The following is a 17,629-nucleotide window of genomic DNA, read 5'->3' as shown; positions in this document are numbered from 1 at the left end:
AATTGACCGCAACCGGCCGATATAAACGGAACGCGCGCCATTCAAGGCGCCGTATCCGCGGGCTTGGGAGAGCAACGGGCATGAACACATGGGTTGTGGTGGCCAGCGTTTGGGCGATGTTCGCGGTGTGCGTGGTGCTGTTCGTGCGAGGCGCGTCGCCGCACGTGCATCGATCCGAAAAGGGTTCGGATAAATCCGGGCGGACGCCCGTCGATCCTTCCCGCACCGAAATCTGAAGGCCGGGTTGCGCCGCGCGGCGCAGCCAGTGAATCAGACGTCCAGCGGATCGACCTCGACGTTCCAGCGCAGCACGCCCCTGAGCGAGCGCAGCACCGGCTGCCATGCGTGCAGCGCCGTCTGAAGCGCCGCGCGCGACCCGCTTTCGAGCAGCAGTTGCGCCCGATGAACATTGAACACTTTCACGATGGTGAGCGGCACGGCGTCGTAGACCGTGACGCGTTCGGCGCCGGGCAACGGCGCGAAGGCGGCCGCCGCTTCGGCGAGAAAGCCGAGCGCCGCTTCCAGCGTCCGTCCTTCCGCGCGCAGCATCGCCTGATAGACGAACGGCGGCAGACAGGCGTCGCGCCGTTCCGAAAGCGTCGAGTTGGCGAAGCCCACGTAGTCCTGCCGCGATAGCGCCTGATACAGCGCGTGGCGCGGATAGCGCGTCTGGATCATCACCTCGCCGGGCAAACCGGCGCGCCCCGCGCGGCCACTCACTTGCGTCAGTTGCGCGAAGAGCCGCTCGCTTGCGCGGAAGTCGTGCGAGAACAGCGCGGTATCGGCGTTCAGCACGCCGACGAGCGTCACGCGCCGGAAATCGTGCCCCTTCGCGATCATTTGCGTGCCGACCAGGATATCGACTTCGCCCGCGTGGACGTCGGAAAAAAGCGCCTGCGCGCTGCCCTTGCGGCGCGTGCTGTCGGCGTCGATGCGCAGCACGCGCGCGCCCGGCACCACGTTCGCGAGCGTTTCCTCGACACGCTGCGTGCCGCGGCCCATCGGCGCGATATCGATGTTGCCGCACTCCGGACACGACTTCGGAATGCGCGATTCCCAGCCGCAATGATGACAACGCAGCGCGCGCTCCGGCTTGTGAAGCACCGCATAGGCGCTGCAGCGCGGACATCCCGCGACCCAGCCGCAGGCGTCGCAGGACAGGATCGGCGCATAGCCGCGCCGGTTGAGGAACACGAGACTTTGCTCGCCGCGTTCCACGCGCGTTTTGAGCGCGGCGATGAGCGGCCCCGCCAATCCTTCGACCGACGCGCGCCCGCGCCGTCTTTCCTCTTCGAGATCGATGAGCTTGACGGTCGGCAACGCCGCTTCCGCGACCGCGCGGCGCGTGAGCGTCAATCGCGTGTATCGGCCCTGCTCGGCCTGCCACCAGGTTTCGAGCGACGGCGTCGCCGATCCGAGCACGGCGGGAATGCCGAGCTGCTTCGCGCGATAGACCGCCAGATCGCGCGCGGAATAGCGCAAGCCTTCCTGCTGCTTGTACGCGGGATCGTGCTCTTCATCCACGACGATCATCGCGAGCTTCGGCATCGACGCGAGGATCGCGAGGCGCGTGCCCAGCACGATGCGCGCGCTGCCCGTGTGCGCCGCGAGCCAGTGACGCGCGCGCTCGCCTTCGGCCAGACCGCTGTGCATCGTGACGATGGAGCCGTGCGCAAGGGCGGCGAAGCGCGCGCGAAACGCGGCTTCGAACTGCGGCGTCAGATTGATTTCGGGAACGAGCACGAGCGCCTGAGCGTCCGGCCGCTCGGCGAGCAGCGCGGCGAGCGCGTGCAGATACACCTCGGTCTTGCCGCTGCCCGTCACGCCGTGGAGCAGAAACGGCGCGAAGCCTTGCGCCTGCGCGATGGCATCGACGGCATCGCGCTGTTCGGCGGTCAGAACGGGGAGCGTTGCGGTGGCGGTCGGCGCTGGCGTGCCCGTGTCCGTTTCCGTGAAATCCGGCGCGGCGAGGTCGATCCAGCCGCGCGAGAGCCAGTCCTCGAAGGTCGCGCTCGCTTTGGGATGCAGCGCGCGGGCATCGGACAAACCGAGCGACGGCGCTTCGGCAAGCGCATCGGCCAGACGGCGCAAGGCGCTTGCGCGCGCCGGCAACGCGTCGGGAAGATGCGCACGCCCCTGGTCCAGCAACCGATAGCGCGGCTCGACGGCGAAAAGCCGGTCCCAGCGCGAAGCGTCGCGTAAAGCCTGCGGCAGCGCCGGCAACGCGACTTCGCCCAGACCGCGCTGATAGTAATCGGCGGCGAAGCTGGCGAGCGCGATCCAGGCCTCGGAAAGCGGCGCGCAGCCGTTGCAAATCGATGTGACGTTGCGGAGTTTGGCCGCAGGCACGTCGCTTGAATAAGCGATTTCGCAGATCAGCCCGACGACGTCGCGCCGCCCGAACGGCACCTGCACCAGCGTGCCGACGACAGGCGCGTCCGGCAAGGCGTAGCGGTAGTCGAACAGCACGGCCAGCGGCTGATCGACGGCGACGCGCACGAAAACCTCAGTCATCGCGCCGGGCCCCGCGCACGAGCGCCCGACACAGCAATGGGCCCAGGCGAGACGAAGTTAAAGTGAAACATCAGAATCGTCTGTAAACCGCCGATTATTTTTGGATTTCCGATGCTTTCCACAGGCCTGTGGATAACTTTGTTGAGAAGTGCGACCCACGTCGCGACAAACAATGTCACGAAAGCCTTATGTGCGCTGGCCCACATTTCGGGTAAAGCTCTTGAAAACCGTTCAAAATCATTGACTTGTAGCACACATAGCGACACGTTATTGGTTGCTGGCGGCCATATGTCTGATGGCGCGTCGCAGCGAACAAATTGTGCATAAGTCAGTCTTGACATCGGGTGACGCCGCCAGAGACGGGGGATTGCGAAGGAATGCTCCCTCCCCTGACAACCGCTCCCGGCGTGCCGTTGCCGCAATGCAGCACACGCCGAAAAGCCGGTTTCAGCAGGCGTTCAGCGGGGGGATTGCGCCGCGCGCATGGCCCGGCTGTGACGATGGACTTCGTCGACGAGCTCGGCGACGTGCTCGGGCGGCGTGAATTGCGAGATGCCGTGGCCCAGATTGAAGACGTGGCCGGGAAAATTCCCGAAGCTCTCCAGCACGGCGCGCGCTTCCGTGCGGATGTTCGCTGGCGGCGCGAACAGCACGCTCGGATCGATATTGCCTTGCAGCGCCACGCGCGATCCGACCTTCTCCCGCGCCGTACCCAGATTCATGGTCCAGTCGAGACCGACCGCATCGACGCCGGTCGCGGCGATTTCCTCGATCCACAACCCGCCGCCCTTCGTGAACGTGATGACGGGCACGCGCTCGCCGTCATGTTCGCGCTTGAGCCCCGAGACCACTTTCGCGATGTAGTCGAGCGAGAAACGCTGGTACGCGCCATCGGCGAGTGCGCCGCCCCACGTGTCGAAGATCATCACGGCTTGCGCGCCCGCTTCGATCTGCGCGTTCAGGTAGGCGGTGACGGCTTGCGCGTTCACGTCGAGGATGCGATGCATCAGATCGGGCCGCGAATAAGCCATCGACTTGACGGTGCGATGATCGTCCGAGCCGCCGCCTTCCACCATATAGCACGCGAGCGTCCACGGGCTGCCCGAAAAGCCGATGAGCGGCACCTTCTGACGGCCTTGCGCGTCGGTGAGCGCGCGGCGGATCTGGCTGACGGCATCGGTGACGTAGGAAAGCGTGGCGCCGATGTCGGGCACGGCGAGGCGTTTCACGTCGTCTTCGGTACGCACCGTGCGCTCGAAGCGCGGACCTTCGCCCTGCACGAAGTTCAGCCCGAGGCCCATTGCGTCGGGCACGGTCAGGATGTCGGAGAAGAGAATCGCGGCGTCGAGCGGAAAGCGTTCGAGCGGCTGAAGCGTCACCTCGGTCGCGTAGTCCGGATTCTTCGCGAGGCCGAGAAAACTGCCCGCGCGGGCGCGCGTGGCGTTGTATTCCGGCAGATAGCGGCCGGCCTGGCGCATGAGCCAGATCGGCGTGTAATCGGTCGGCTGACGCAGCAGCGCGCGCAGGAAGGTGTCGTTCAGAAGAGTGTGTGCCACGTCGCTCGATGCCGAAGGCGAAGAATCATCCATTCTACCGGAGCGGCAAGGCGTTTTCCTTGAGTGATCCCAGCGATTCGAAAGCTTCGCGCAGCGCGGCCTATGCCGTTTGGCCGGATGTCCGACGGCGTATCGCATCGTTATGATCGATGTGCTTACACAACTAGAACCAGGAGAATCGATGCAACCTGCTTCCGCCCTTACCGCCATCGCGTTGTCGCTGTCCCTGTCGCTCGCGAATGCCGCGCACGCTCAGACGATTCAGGCCGGCACCGTCGCGGGCACGAAGCCTGCCGCGCCCACGCCCGCCGCGACACCCTCGCGACTCGACGACGTCCTCGCGCGCAAGACACTGCGCATCTGTACGACGGGCGACTACAAACCGTATTCGTTCCTGCGCACGGACGGGCAGTTCGAGGGCATCGACATCGATCTCGCGGAGAGTCTCGCCAAGTCGCTCGGTGCGAAGGCGGAATACGTGAAGACGTCGTGGTCGAACCTGATGAACGATTTCGTCGCCAAATGCGATGTCGCCGTGGGCGGCGTGTCGACCACGCTCGAACGGCAGAAGCGCGCCTTCTTCACGGCGCCCTACATGGAGGACGGAAAGACGCCGATCGTGCGCTGCGACGATGTCGAGAAGTATCAGACGGTCGCGCAGATCGATCAGCCGAACGTGCGCACGATCGTCAATCCGGGCGGCACCAACGAACGCTTCGCGAAGCAGTTTTTCCCGCATTCGCAACTGATCGAGTATCCGGACAACGTGACGATCTTCAAGCAGATCCTCGAAGGCAAGGCCGATGTCATGGTCACAGACGCCTCCGAAACCTTGCTTCAGCAAAAGCTCAACCCCGGACTGTGCTCGGTGCATCCGGACAAGCCGTTCCAGTTCGGCGAGAAGGCGTATTTGCTGCCGCGCGGAGACGTGCCGTTCCAGCAGTATGTCGATCAATGGCTGCACCTCGCCCGTTCGTCGGGCGAGTTTCAGGCCGTCTACGACAAGTGGCTGAAGTAAGGTTTCACGCCCGCTGCTCAGCGCCCGGCGCGCACGCATTCACCCGTGCGCTCGCCGATGCGGCGCAACCAGCCGAGCGCCGCATCGGACTGCGAATACACGCGCGCGAACCCGTGCGTCATATCGCGGGCATCGATCATTTCGACACGGCCGCCATTGGCCGCGAGAAAGCGTTCGAGTTCGAAGGCGTCGTCGTAGAGCGGATCGTGGGCCGCCGCGACCACGATCGCGGGCGCGGGCGTGCGCTCGAACGGTTCGGCAAGCGGAAACGCCCGCACGTCGTGATCGTGCGGCGTCTCGCCCGACAGAAACTGCGCCCAGTACCATTTCATTTCGTCGTTCGTGAGCCCCGGGCCATTCGCGTTCGCGAGGCAACTCGGGCTTTCGAACTGGCGGCGCATGACCGGATAAAGAAGCAACTGACAGCCGACGAGGCCGGCCACGCGCTGATTCGCCTCACGCGCGGCGACGACCGCCAGATGCGCGCCCGCGCTGTCGCCGCCCACCGCCAGCCGGTCGGTCGCGAAGCCGAGCCGCGAACGATGCTCCGCGAACCAGATGAGCGCATCGAGTGCGTCGTCGCACGGCGCGGGAAACGGATGCTCGGGCGCAAGCCGGTAATCCACGCTCGCCACCGCGCATTGCGAATCGAGCGCGAGCCGTTCGACCAGGCCATCGTGCGTGTCGAGATCGCCGACCACCCATCCGCCGCCGTGAAAATAGACCATGAGCGGCAGCGGGCCGCGCACCGCTTTCGGCTTGTAGACGCGCGCGGCGAGCGTGCGGCCTGCGAGCGGAATCGCGATATCTTCCGCGCTCACCGCATCGCCGCGCGGCTGGGCGTATGCTTTGGCGATCTGACTGAAGCGGTCTCGCACTGCTTGCGCATCCGCGCCCGGCTTCAGAAGCGGAAACGCTTCGGCGATGGCGCGGTGGTAGCGAAGCAAGGCTGAGTCGATGGTCATGCGTGTCTCCATGGCTTTCGTGGGCTAATGGGCGGACGCAACGCGATTGCGCTTCGATTTCATGCGTCCACCCGTTCTTTTTTCTTGCGCGTTTAGAATAATCGCACTAGTGCGAAAAAGCGGCATTTTTGTGTCCGGACATTCCGATCGGATAAATCATCTGACTAGCAGACAATATATTTTCGGTAATCGCGCATTTATCCGGAGAAAATTTCCCTCCAGCCTTATGGGACGGGGGTTACAACCTGAAACACTTTGTTACGGCGACCCGGAATCAATTCGCCCACAATCTGTTCAAACGGTTTCAACACGGATGTATTCGGGCGCGCTGTGCAAAAGCCGCGTGTCCGGTGGCAGACTTTTGGTCCAAGCTCTCTTGCCGGGGGCATCCGTGTTGGGATCGTTCTTCGAATGGAAAGGCATTCGAACATCCCACGATTGGTCTCCTCGCGCTAACCCCGTAGCGTGTGGTTTTTAGCGGGCTCCAGGCCCGCTTTTTTTTCGTCTGGACAAACGTTTGCGTTGGCCGCCCGTTCGGTGCGACAACGCCCGGTCCAGGACAGAAGGGAGCGCCGCGGCGCTCCCTTCGTCATTTCTGCGTCCGCTTTCGGTGAAACGTCAGGCGGTCTTCGCCTCGGCGAGCTTCAGTTCGTCGATCATACGCGCGCGCATCACGAACTTTTGCGCCTTGCCGGTGACAGTCATCGGCAACTCGTCGACGAAGCGGATATAGCGCGGAATCTTGTAATGCGCGATCTGCCCCTGACAGAATTCGCGAATCTCCTCTTCGCTCGCCTGCTCGCCCGGCCGCACGACGATCCACGCGCACACTTCTTCGCCGTACTTCTGGTCCGGCACGCCGAACACCTGCACCGATTGCACCTTCGGATGACGGAACAGGAATTCCTCGATCTCGCGCGGATAGATGTTTTCGCCGCCGCGGATCAGCATGTCCTTCAGCCGTCCGACGATGTTGCAATAGCCTTCGGCGTCGAGCGTCGCGAGGTCGCCGGTATGCATCCAGCCGTCGACGATCGCCTCGCGCGTCTTGGCTTCGTCGTCCCAATAGCCCTTCATCACCGAATAACCGCGCGTGCAGAGTTCGCCCGTTTCGCCGACGGGCACGATCTTCCCCAGCGGATCGACGATCTTCACTTCGAGATGCGGCTGAATGCGTCCGACGGTGGTCGTGCGTTTGTCGAGCGGATCGGTCGTGGAGCTTTGGAAGGAGACGGGGCTCGTCTCGGTCATGCCGTAGGCAATCGTGATTTCACTCAGGTGCATCGTCGACACGACGCGCTTCATCGTTTCGATCGGACACGGCGAACCGGCCATGATGCCCGTGCGCAGACGGCTCAGGTCGTACTTCGCGAAGTCGGGGTGATCGAGTTCGGCGATGAACATCGTCGGCACGCCGTGCAACGCGGTGCAGCGTTCCTCGTGAACGGCGGCGAGCGTCGCGCCTGGGTCGAACGCTTCGCCGGGGAACACCATCGCGCAGCCGGTCGACACGCACGCGAGCACGGCCAGCACCATGCCGAAGCAGTGATACAGCGGCACCGGGATACAAAGCGAATCCTGCTCGGTGAGGCGCATCGCCATCGCGATATAACGCGCGTTGTTGACGATGTTCCGATGCGTAAGCGTCGCGCCCTTCGGGTTGCCCGTCGTGCCGCTCGTGAACTGAATGTTGATGGCATCGTCGGGCGCGAACTTCGCTTCGAGTGCGTCGAGCTTCGCCTTGTCCGCTTGCGCGCGGCCGGTGTGCATCACCTCGTCGAAGTTGAGCATGCCGGGCGTCTTGCCGTCGCCCATTCGAATGACGGCGCGTAGCTCAGGGAGCTTTGCGGCGTGAAGGGCGTTGGGCTCGGCGCCGGCGAGTTCGGGCGCGAGCGCCTGAAGCATCTCCAGGTATTTCGACGTCTTGAATTGCTCGGCCGCGATGATCGCCTTGCAGCCGACCTTGTTGAGCGCGTATTCGAGTTCGGCGAGCCGGTACGCCGGATTGATGTTCACCATCACCGCGCCCATGCGCGCGGTGGCGAACTGCGTCAGCAGCCATTCGATGCGGTTCGGCGACCAGATGCCGACGCGATCGCCCGCCTGAATGCCGAGCGCGAGCAGGCCGCTCGCCAGCACATCGACTTCGTTCGCGAATTCGCGCCACGTCCAGCGGATATTCTGCTCACGGAATACAACCGCCGGCCGATCCGGAAAGCGGCCGGCGGTTTCGAGCAGAAACCGCGCGACGGTGGCGTCGCTCAGAGGAATGTCGGTCGCGCCGCGAACATAGGAAATACCGTCGCGCGGTTCGATCTGCGCGCCGGCCTGCGTCGGTTCAATTGCCATCGATGGTCTCCGCCAAGGTGAATCGCCGCCCGATGAAGGCTAAATGGAGGCCATTGTGCATCGCGGAGACGCCTGCGGACATTGAGTGTTTCCCCGCAATGCCGTTTTCTTGATAGCGGGAAAAAGCAAATGGAATCAATGCGTTGCATGAAATTGCCATGCAGGTCACACAACCGATATGCAGATATGCGCGCGCGCTTTGCCGATTTGGAGCATAAAAAAAGCAGCCCGAAGGCTGCTTTCTTCTACTGCTGAACGCCGCGTGGCGCGTCGCGCGCTCAATGCTTCGCGTGCGCCTTGCGCAGACGCTGGATCGCCGCGAGTTGAGCCGTCGCGTAGGCGAGTTCCGCTTGCGCGGTCGCGTACTCGAGCTCCGAGGTGTTGTTCTGAATCGCTTCCTCGGCGCGCTTTTTCGCTTGCTCGGCCTTCGCTTCGTCGAGATCGGCGCCGCGGATGGCGGTGTCGGCGAGTACGGTCACGACGCCCGGCTGGATTTCGAGAATCCCGCCAGCGACGAACACGAACTCTTCCGTTCCGTCTTCCGCCTCGATGCGCACCGCGCCCGGACGAATGCGCGTGATGAGCGGCGTGTGACCCGGCAGAATGCCCAGTTCACCCGCTTCGCCCGGCAGCGCGACGAACTTCGCCTGGCCCGAGAAGATCTCCTCTTCCGCGCTGACGACGTCTACCTTGATGGTTGCCATATGTGTCGACTCCTAGGGTCTCGTGTATTCGTGGACGCCGGCGCATGCACCGGCGTCCGCCTGAAAACACCCGACCTTTACTGGATCTTCTTGGCCTTTTCGAAGGCTTCGTCGATCGTGCCGACCATGTAGAACGCCTGCTCCGGCAGATGATCGCACTCACCTTCGACGATCATCTTGAAGCCGCGGATGGTTTCCTTCAGCGGCACGTACTTGCCCGGCGAGCCCGTGAACACTTCAGCAACGTGGAACGGCTGCGACAGGAAACGCTGGATCTTACGCGCGCGCGAGACCGACAGCTTGTCTTCCGGCGACAGTTCGTCCATGCCCAGAATCGCGATGATGTCGCGCAGTTCCTTGTAGCGCTGCAGCGTCTGCTGCACGCCGCGCGTGATCGAGTAATGCTCTTCGCCGATCACGTGCGGGTCGATCTGACGCGAGGTCGAATCGAGCGGGTCCACTGCCGGGTAGATACCCAGCGAAGCGATGTCACGCGACAACACGACGGTTGCGTCCAAGTGGCCGAAGGTCGTAGCCGGCGACGGGTCGGTCAAGTCATCCGCAGGGACGTACACGGCCTGAACCGACGTGATTGAGCCGGTCTTGGTCGACGTAATACGCTCTTGCAGCTTGCCCATTTCTTCAGCCAGCGTCGGCTGATAGCCCACTGCCGAAGGCATACGGCCGAGCAGAGCGGACACTTCCGTACCCGCCAGCGTGAAACGGTAGATGTTGTCGACGAAGAAAAGCACGTCGAGGCCTTCGTCACGGAAGTGCTCGGCCATCGTCAGACCGGTCAGCGCGACGCGCAGACGGTTGCCCGGCGGCTCGTTCATCTGGCCGTACACCAGCGCGACCTTGTCGAGAACGTTCGAGTCCTTCATTTCGTGATAGAAGTCGTTCCCTTCACGGGTACGCTCACCCACGCCCGCGAACACGGAGTAACCGCCGTGCTCCTTCGCGATGTTGTTGATGAGTTCCATCATGTTCACGGTCTTGCCGACGCCAGCGCCGCCGAACAGACCGACCTTGCCGCCCTTCGCGAACGGGCAGATCAGGTCGATAACCTTGATGCCGGTTTCGAGCAGTTCCGTCGACGGCGACAGGTCTTCGAACGAAGGCGCCTTCTGGTGGATCGAGCGCGTGGTTTCCGAGGTGATCGGACCGGCTTCGTCGATCGGACGGCCGAGCACGTCCATGATGCGGCCGAGCGTCGGCTTGCCGACCGGCACGCTGATGGGCTTGCCGGTGTTCTTGACCACCGTGCCGCGGCGCAGACCGTCGGACGCACCCAGACAGATGGTGCGCACCACGCCGTCGCCCAGCTGCTGCTGGACTTCGAGCGTCAGTTCGGTGCCTTCCAGAATGAGCGCGTCGTAAATTTTCGGCATTTCCGCACGCGGAAATTCCACGTCGATAACGGCGCCGATGCACTGTACGATCTTGCCTTCTACCAAAGCAGTAGTACTCATCGCATTTCCTTTAGATACTGTGTTCTTTCACGCGGTCAGCAAAATCAGACCGCAGCGGCGCCGCCGACGATTTCCGACAATTCTTTCGTAATCGCGGCCTGGCGGCTCTTGTTGTAGACGAGCTGCAGTTCGTTGATCACGGTCTTCGCGTTGTCGGACGCGGCCTTCATCGCGACCATGCGCGCGGACTGCTCCGACGCCATGTTTTCCGCGACGGCCTGATAGACGAGCGCTTCGACGTAGCGGACCAGAAGCTCGTCCACCACGGTTTGCGCGTCCGGCTCGTAGATGTAATCCCACGAAGTCTTCGGCATGGCGCCTTCTTCGTCCTTCGCGTGGAGATCATCCACCGACAACGGCAACAGCTGCTCGATCACCGCTTCCTGCTTCATCGTGTTGATGAAGCGCGTGTACGCCAGGTACACCGCGTTGATCTTGCCTTCCGAATACAGGTCGAGCTGCACCTTGATCGCGCCGATCAGCTTTTCCAGATGCGGCGTGTCGCCCAGTTGCGTCACTTGCGACACGACATTCGCCTTCAGCCGGTTCAGGAAGCCCAAACCCTTGCCGCCGATCGCCGACGCTTCGATCTTCACACCGCTCTGATCGAGTTCCTTGATCTTGTTCAGCGACGCACGCAGGATGTTCGTGTTCATGCCGCCGCACAGACCCTTGTCGGTCGTGACGAGGATCAGGCCGGCCGTATTCACGCCCTTGTTCTCGACCATGAACGGATGGCGATACTCGGGGTTCGCCTTGCTCATGTGCGAAGCGATCGCGCGGACCTTGTCGGCATACGGACGGGCGGAACGCATGCGCTCCTGGGCGCGGCGCATCTTCGATGCGGCGACCATTTCCATCGCTTTCGTGATCTTGCGCGTGTTCTGCACGCTCTTGATCTTGCCGCGAATTTCCTTCATTCCAGCCATTGCTTACTCCTTGATCGAAGCCGCGCGATGTCGCATGTTCGACACCGGCATCGCGCGTTGCTCCTCTATCCCGATCAATAAGCGCCCGACTTCTTGAAGTCCTTCAGCGCGGCATGCAGCGCGCCTTCGTCGTCCTTCGACAAGTCTTTGTTGTCTTCGATGCGCTTAATCAGATCGGCGTGGCTGGTCTTCAGGAATTCGCGCATGCCCTTTTCGAACGGCAGCACTTGCGAAACTTCCAGGTCGTCCAGGTAGCCGTTGTTCGCCGCGAACAGCGAAACCGACAGTTCCCACACTTGCAGCGGCTGATACTGCGGCTGCTTGAGCAGTTCCGTCACGCGGCGGCCGCGTTCGAGCTGCTTGCGGGTGGCTTCGTCGAGGTCCGATGCGAACTGTGCGAACGCCGCCAGTTCACGATACTGCGCGAGGTCGGTACGAATACCGCCCGACAGCTTCTTCACGACCTTGGTCTGAGCCGCACCGCCGACGCGCGACACCGAAACGCCCGCGTTGATCGCGGGGCGGATACCGGCGTTGAACAGGTCGGTTTCAAGGAAGATCTGGCCGTCGGTAATCGAGATCACGTTCGTCGGAACGAACGCGGTCACGTCGCCGGCTTGCGTTTCGATGACCGGCAGCGCCGTCAGCGAACCGCTCTTGCCCTTCACTTCGCCGTTCGTGAACTTCTCGACGTACTCTTCCGAGACACGAGCCGCACGCTCCAGCAGACGCGAGTGCAGATAGAACACGTCGCCCGGATATGCTTCGCGGCCCGGCGGGCGGCGCAGCAGCAGCGAAATCTGGCGATACGCCCAGGCTTGCTTGGTCAAGTCGTCATAGACGATCAGCGCGTCTTGACCGCGATCGCGGAAGTATTCGCCCATCGTGCAGCCGGCGTACGGCGCGAGGTATTGCATCGCGGCCGATTCCGAAGCCGAAGCCGCCACGACGATGGTGTACGCCATCGCGCCGGTTTCTTCGAGCTTGCGCACCACGTTCATGATCGACGATGCCTTCTGGCCGATCGCAACGTAGATACAAATGAGGTCCTTGCCCTTCTGGTTGATGATCGCGTCGACGGCCACCGCGGTCTTGCCGCATTGACGGTCGCCGATGATCAGCTCGCGCTGGCCGCGGCCGATCGGCACCATCGAGTCGATCGACTTCAGACCCGTTTGCACCGGCTGCGACACCGACTTACGCCAGATCACGCCCGGGGCGATCTTTTCGATTGCGTCCGTTGCTTTCGCGTTGATCGGGCCCTTGCCGTCGATCGGGTTGCCGAGCGCATCGACCACGCGGCCGATGAGTTCCGGACCAACCGGCACTTCGAGAATGCGGCCCGTCGTCTTGACGATGTCGCCTTCCGAGATGTGCTCGTACTCGCCGAGAATAACGGCGCCGACCGAGTCACGTTCGAGGTTCAGCGCGAGGCCGAAGGTGTTGCCCGGGAATTCGAGCATTTCGCCCTGCATCACGTCCGACAGGCCGTGGATGCGCACGATACCGTCGGTCACGGAGATCACGGTGCCCTGGTTGCGAACGTCCGCGCTCGCTTCAAGGCCCTGGATCCGGCTCTTGATCAGCTCGCTGATCTCAGAGGGATTGAGTTGCATTATTCGCTCCTGATAGTCAATTCTGTTGCGTGCCAGCTAGGCGCTTCTTTGAAGCGTCAGGCGGTCAGAGCCGTCTGCATGCTGGCAAGGCGCGCGCGGACCGAGGTATCGAGCACTTCGTCGCCAACCGTTACGCGAACGCCGCCGATCAGCGACTGATCGACGGAAACGATCGCTTTCAGCTTGCGCTTGAACTTGCGTTCGAGGCTTGCAACGAGGTCGTTCAACTGTTCGCCTTCGAGGGGAAACGCGCTCACGATATGAGCGTCGGCAGCACCTTCACGGGCGTTTTTCAGCTCGTCGAACTGGATGGCGATTTCTTGCAGCAGCGGCAGTCGATGGTTCTCGACCAGCATGCCGACGAAGTTCTTCGCCTGCGCGTTGCTCTGCGCGAGCGGCGACTTCACTGCGGCGAGCAGGAGATCGACGATCTGCTGACGGTTCACCTTCGGGCTCGAAGCGACCGATTCCACTTCGGGCAGACGCGCAACCTGTGCCAGCTCCTCGACGAAGGTGGACCAGCCCGCGAGATCGCCGGTTTCGGCCACGCGGAACAGCGCTTCTGCGTAAGGACGAGCGATGGTTGCAAGTTCGGCCATGATCAGAGCTCGGTTTTGAGTTGATTCAGCAGATCGGCGTGAGCCTTCTGATCGACTTCGCGCTTCAGAATCTGCTCTGCGCCTTTCACGGCGAGCGCGGCGACTTCGCCACGCAGCGCTTCGCGAGCCTTCACGATTTGCTGGTCGGCGTCGGCCTTGGCTTGCGCGACGATGCGCGCGGCTTCGGCTTGCGCGTTGGCCTTGATTTCTTCTGCGACTGCGGCCGCGCGCTTTTCAGCGTCGGCGATGCGTTGCTGGCCGTCGTTGCGTGCTTGGGCGAGCTCCTGGTCGACGCGCTTGTGCGCTGCTTCGAGTTCCGCTTTGCCCTTGTCGGCGGCGGCGAGGCCGTCGGCAATCTTCTTCGAGCGCTCGTCGAGGGCGTTGATCAACGGCGGCCACACGAACTTCATCGTGAACCACGCGAGGATCAGAAACACGACCATTTGCGCAAACAGGGTTGCGTTGAGATTCACGGTGTTTCCTTAAACGTTGCTTGATCGGAGGTGAAACGGTTAAAAGGCGCTCATCGGCTTGTTGAGCTCGATCAGCGCCTCACCCGTTCCGTTTTGCGTCCTGTCAAAAGATCAGGCGCGCACTTCCGAGGAACCTCAGCCTGCGAGCTTCGAGAGCAGCGGGTTCGCGAACGCAAACAGCATTGCCACACCAACGCCGATCAGGAACGCCGCGTCGATCAGACCAGCCAGCAGGAACATCTTGGTCTGCAGCGGGTTCATCAGTTCCGGCTGGCGGGCGCACGCTTCGATGTACTTGCCGCCCATCAGGCCGATACCGATACAGGCGCCGATTGCACCCAGGCCGATGATGATGCCGATACCGATGGCGGTCAGACCTTGGATGTTGGCGATGAAAGCTTGCATGATCACTCCTTTGATTAAAGACTTTGGAACTGGATTTATAAAAATTGAAACTTGAAACCTTTGAACCTTAACGATCCCGGAACTGCCGCGAAGCGTCAGTGCGAGTCATGGGCCTGGCCGATGTACACCAGCGTCAGCATCATGAAAATGAACGCCTGCAACAGCACGATCAGAATGTGGAAGATCGCCCAAACCGTGCCCGCAACAATATGGCCGATGAAACCGAGCACGGATGCGTCCGCACCGAAGGTCCACATGCTGCCCAAGAGGGCGATCAGGAGGAACAGCAGTTCGCCGGCGTACATGTTGCCGAAAAGCCGCATGCCGAGCGAAACCGTCTTGGCGACGAACTCGATGATGTTCAGCGCGAGGTTCGGAATCCACAGCAGCGGATGCGCGCCGAACGGAGCGGACAGCAGTTCATGCACGAAGCCGCCGGCGCCCTTGATCTTGAAGTTGTAGTAGATCATCAGCACGAACACGCCGAGCGCGATGCCGATGGTGCCGTTCAGGTCGGCCGTCGGCACGATGCGATGATGCGGGAGCACGTTCTCGAGACCCAGCCAGCCGATGATGCGGCCAGGCAGATCGACGGGGATGAAGTCGAGCGAGTTCATCAGGGCGACCCAGACGAACACGGTCAGTGCGAGCGGAGCGATGAAGCGGCGGCTGCCGTGGATCATCGACTTCGACTGGTCTTCGACCATCTCGACCAGCATCTCGATTGCGCACTGGAAACGGCCGGGCACGCCGGACGTCGCCTTGCGTGCGGCAAGACCGAGAATCAGAATGGTGAGGAGACCGCACACGATCGACCAGAACAGCGTGTCGAGATTCCAGACGTGGATATCGAAAATCGACGTCTGCGCGTGAGTGGAAAGATTCTGTAAGTGGTGCGCAATGTACTCGGACGGATCCAGAGCGTGCGTTCCTTCGCTAGCTGCCATATCGTTAAAGCCACCCAAATTGTCAAAAATCTTTCGCCGCCTGTCAGGTCCGAGCCGGCGCTTCGCGTCGCGGCTCCGGACCGGGAGGCCCGAGTGCGGAGCATGGTCCGCACCTGTTCATATGTGATGCTACTTGCAACCCGTGCTGCAGGCACTTACCTGGGACGTCAAGAATCGTCACCGAAGCGCCATTGCAACCCAGTAAGTCTTCAAAGCGACGATGTACGTGACGAGCAACGGCAGCCACAACGCGCTTTTGTACCAGTACGCGACGGCCACGAACATGGCAATCGTCGCTCCCATCTTGATCGCCTCGCCGATCATCCAGCTCATGATCGTCTCCGCGCCGCTCTTTGCCTTCAGGCGCGCGGCGAACAACGCGCTCGGCACCCAGCAGATTGCGCCCCCCAGGAACGCGGACAGCGCAGCATCGCCCGGCGGCTTGTAGAACAGCCACCACAACAGCGTCGCACCCAGGGACAAAACCATTTGCGCTGCCACCACCTTATACGGCGTGACACGCGATGGACGACTCACCTCGGGCCCAAACAGCTTCTGTGCCTGATCCCGCGTGAGCGGAACGATATTGTTATCTTGCGCTTCGGCGTCCCACGACTCGCTCGACGAGCTGCGCGGCTGATTTCCGGAGGCCTTCGCATTGCCGGTTGCGTGAGCGTTCGGCGCTCGATTTTCCTCTCGCACCGTCTTCAAACCTTCAACCAAAAGTCCGGGGAAATCACCCTGCGCTTTCGCAGCGCTTTCGAGGTGGCCTAGCTGATAAATCCGGGCGATTGTAAGCGATTGTTGTCACGGATTCAATAGTTTAGGTGTGTCAAAAGCCAAGCGGACGAACCTTAAAAATCGGTCTCGAAAGCGAGACTTTTCTTGCAATTGCAAGGAGATTCTCAGTTGATGTAGAGGACCTCGGAACGCCTCAGACGAGCACCCAACCGATGATCATCGCCACGATCCAGAACGGTATCGACACGATGTGGAACGGCATCCACATACCCTTTTCGCCGGACAGCCGCACGGCGATGAGATTGGCCAGCGAGCCGATCGCCAGGCCGAAGCCGCCGACGCTCACGCCGAACGCGAGCGCGCGCCAATCCTTGGAAAACTCCGCGAGAACGATCGCGGCGGGCACGTTGCTGATGGCTTGCGAAAGTACGGCGCCGGCCGCATAGGCGCGCACCGGCGTGCCGACGCCGATATGCGCGATCGCCGCGTGGATGGACGGCAGCGCGGCCGCGCTACGCAGCACGATGAACATCAACACAAAGATGAGCAGCAGCAGCCAGTCGATCTTGAACACGACCTCGCGACGCCACAGCAGGAAAACGAGCGCGAGCACGGCGAGCGCGGGGCCGGCGTGATGCGCATCGGCGAGCGCGACGAATATCGCGAATGCCAGCACACTCACGCCGCACAACACGCGATCGACGCGATGTTCTTCCACATCGCCCGACAGATCGAGCGGCGCGGCGCGAAACATCGCGAACGTGACGACGCCGAGCAGCGCCATCAACGCGGCGCACAGCGGCAGCAGCGTCCAGACGAAGGCGGGAAATCCGACGCCGCTCGTCTGCCAGAGAAAGAGGTTCTGCGGATTGCCGAGAGGCGTCAGCACCGAGCCCGCATTGACCGCCAGCGCAATCACGATGACGAGCCGCTTGATGGGCAGCGGCGCGAGCTTATGCAGCGATAACGTGAGCGGCACGACGGCAAAGAGCGCGACATCGTTGGTCAGCACGGTGGAAAGGCCCGCCGCCAGCGCAACGAGCAGCAGCGCGAGCGTGCGCTCGCCGTGAATGTGATGCACGAGCCGATGCGCGGCCCACATCAGGAATCCTGATAATTCGATCGCCTTGGTGACGATCAGGAGTCCGGCGAGCGTGAGCACCGTCTGCCAGTCGACGAGACCGGGCAACGACATCCACGGCCGCGGATGCGCGATTTGCAGCACGATGAGCGCGACGACGAGAATGGACAGAACCGGCTCCCGGGAGACGGCTCGCCAGAGTCGCGCGAACAGATCGGTCCGCGGACGATTGATGTTGTATTCGGACAAGCGATGCTCAG

At 62.3% G+C, this 17,629-nt stretch carries 16 protein-coding genes; 2 read left to right on the top strand and 14 right to left on the bottom strand.

Annotated elements, in window-relative coordinates; all coding sequences use genetic code 11:
- Positions 1 to 80: 80 nt before the first annotated feature.
- A complete protein-coding gene (locus AWB70_RS38940) occupies positions 81 to 236 on the top strand; it encodes a hypothetical protein (RefSeq protein WP_167350970.1) in 156 nt (51 codons plus the stop codon).
- Between the two features lie 34 nt (positions 237 to 270).
- On the opposite strand, the gene AWB70_RS03240 is transcribed toward AWB70_RS38940, so the two are convergent.
- Both AWB70_RS03240 and hemE read right to left on the bottom strand, forming a co-directional pair.
- Entirely contained in the window at positions 271 to 2,514 is a 2,244-nt protein-coding gene (locus AWB70_RS03240; RefSeq protein WP_053567179.1) for a primosomal protein N', read from the bottom strand.
- A gap of 458 nt (positions 2,515 to 2,972) precedes the next feature.
- Complete coding sequence (gene hemE, locus AWB70_RS03235) at positions 2,973 to 4,070, bottom strand: uroporphyrinogen decarboxylase (protein WP_041731205.1); 1,098 nt, start codon at positions 4,068 to 4,070, stop codon at positions 2,973 to 2,975.
- Between the two features lie 181 nt (positions 4,071 to 4,251).
- Between hemE and AWB70_RS03230 the strand changes: the two genes are divergently transcribed.
- On the top strand, positions 4,252 to 5,088 hold the full coding sequence (locus AWB70_RS03230; protein WP_053567180.1) for a transporter substrate-binding domain-containing protein: 837 nt from the start codon (positions 4,252 to 4,254) through the stop codon (positions 5,086 to 5,088).
- A 17-nt stretch (positions 5,089 to 5,105) separates the two neighbouring features.
- Here AWB70_RS03230 and AWB70_RS03225 read toward each other — a convergent pair whose 3' ends face one another.
- The 12 genes from AWB70_RS03225 to AWB70_RS03170 all read right to left on the bottom strand — a co-directional run bounded on the left by AWB70_RS03225 (position 5,106) and on the right by AWB70_RS03170 (position 17,618).
- Positions 5,106 to 6,053, bottom strand: coding sequence for an alpha/beta hydrolase (locus tag AWB70_RS03225; protein ID WP_053567181.1), 948 nt, complete (start codon positions 6,051 to 6,053; stop codon positions 5,106 to 5,108).
- 618 nt (positions 6,054 to 6,671) lie between these two features.
- On the bottom strand, positions 6,672 to 8,402 hold the full coding sequence (locus tag AWB70_RS03220; protein WP_053567182.1) for an AMP-binding protein: 1,731 nt from the start codon (positions 8,400 to 8,402) through the stop codon (positions 6,672 to 6,674).
- Positions 8,403 to 8,680: 278 nt separating this feature from the next.
- Entirely contained in the window at positions 8,681 to 9,106 is a 426-nt protein-coding gene (locus tag AWB70_RS03215) for a F0F1 ATP synthase subunit epsilon (RefSeq protein WP_014192674.1), read from the bottom strand.
- Between the two features lie 77 nt (positions 9,107 to 9,183).
- Positions 9,184 to 10,578, bottom strand: coding sequence for a F0F1 ATP synthase subunit beta (atpD, locus tag AWB70_RS03210; protein WP_014192675.1), 1,395 nt, complete (start codon positions 10,576 to 10,578; stop codon positions 9,184 to 9,186).
- A 44-nt stretch (positions 10,579 to 10,622) separates the two neighbouring features.
- Positions 10,623 to 11,507, bottom strand: coding sequence for a F0F1 ATP synthase subunit gamma (atpG, locus tag AWB70_RS03205; protein WP_014192676.1), 885 nt, complete (start codon positions 11,505 to 11,507; stop codon positions 10,623 to 10,625).
- 74 nt (positions 11,508 to 11,581) lie between these two features.
- A complete protein-coding gene (atpA, locus tag AWB70_RS03200; protein ID WP_014192677.1) occupies positions 11,582 to 13,123 on the bottom strand; it encodes a F0F1 ATP synthase subunit alpha in 1,542 nt (513 codons plus the stop codon).
- A gap of 56 nt (positions 13,124 to 13,179) precedes the next feature.
- Positions 13,180 to 13,722, bottom strand: a complete 543-nt coding sequence (locus tag AWB70_RS03195) for a F0F1 ATP synthase subunit delta (RefSeq protein ID WP_014192678.1) — start codon at positions 13,720 to 13,722, stop codon at positions 13,180 to 13,182.
- Positions 13,723 to 13,724: 2 nt separating this feature from the next.
- Positions 13,725 to 14,195 carry a F0F1 ATP synthase subunit B gene (locus tag AWB70_RS03190; RefSeq protein WP_008352476.1) on the bottom strand — a complete coding sequence of 157 codons (471 nt, stop codon included), beginning with the start codon at positions 14,193 to 14,195 and terminating at the stop codon, positions 13,725 to 13,727.
- Between the two features lie 135 nt (positions 14,196 to 14,330).
- Complete coding sequence (gene atpE, locus AWB70_RS03185; protein WP_007180033.1) at positions 14,331 to 14,600, bottom strand: F0F1 ATP synthase subunit C; 270 nt, start codon at positions 14,598 to 14,600, stop codon at positions 14,331 to 14,333.
- A gap of 95 nt (positions 14,601 to 14,695) precedes the next feature.
- The gene (atpB, locus tag AWB70_RS03180) at positions 14,696 to 15,547 is read right to left on the bottom strand and encodes a F0F1 ATP synthase subunit A (protein ID WP_014192680.1); all 852 of its coding nucleotides are present in this window, start codon (positions 15,545 to 15,547) and stop codon (positions 14,696 to 14,698) included.
- 177 nt (positions 15,548 to 15,724) lie between these two features.
- Entirely contained in the window at positions 15,725 to 16,270 is a 546-nt protein-coding gene (locus AWB70_RS03175; protein WP_014192681.1) for an ATP synthase subunit I, read from the bottom strand.
- A 211-nt stretch (positions 16,271 to 16,481) separates the two neighbouring features.
- On the bottom strand, positions 16,482 to 17,618 hold the full coding sequence (locus AWB70_RS03170; protein WP_053567183.1) for an SLC13 family permease: 1,137 nt from the start codon (positions 17,616 to 17,618) through the stop codon (positions 16,482 to 16,484).
- Positions 17,619 to 17,629 lie beyond the last annotated feature (11 nt).

The sequence above is a fragment of the Caballeronia cordobensis genome (assembly GCF_001544575.2).
Taxonomy (GTDB): domain Bacteria; phylum Pseudomonadota; class Gammaproteobacteria; order Burkholderiales; family Burkholderiaceae; genus Caballeronia; species Caballeronia cordobensis.
This window is presented reverse-complemented; position numbering and strand designations above follow the sequence as displayed.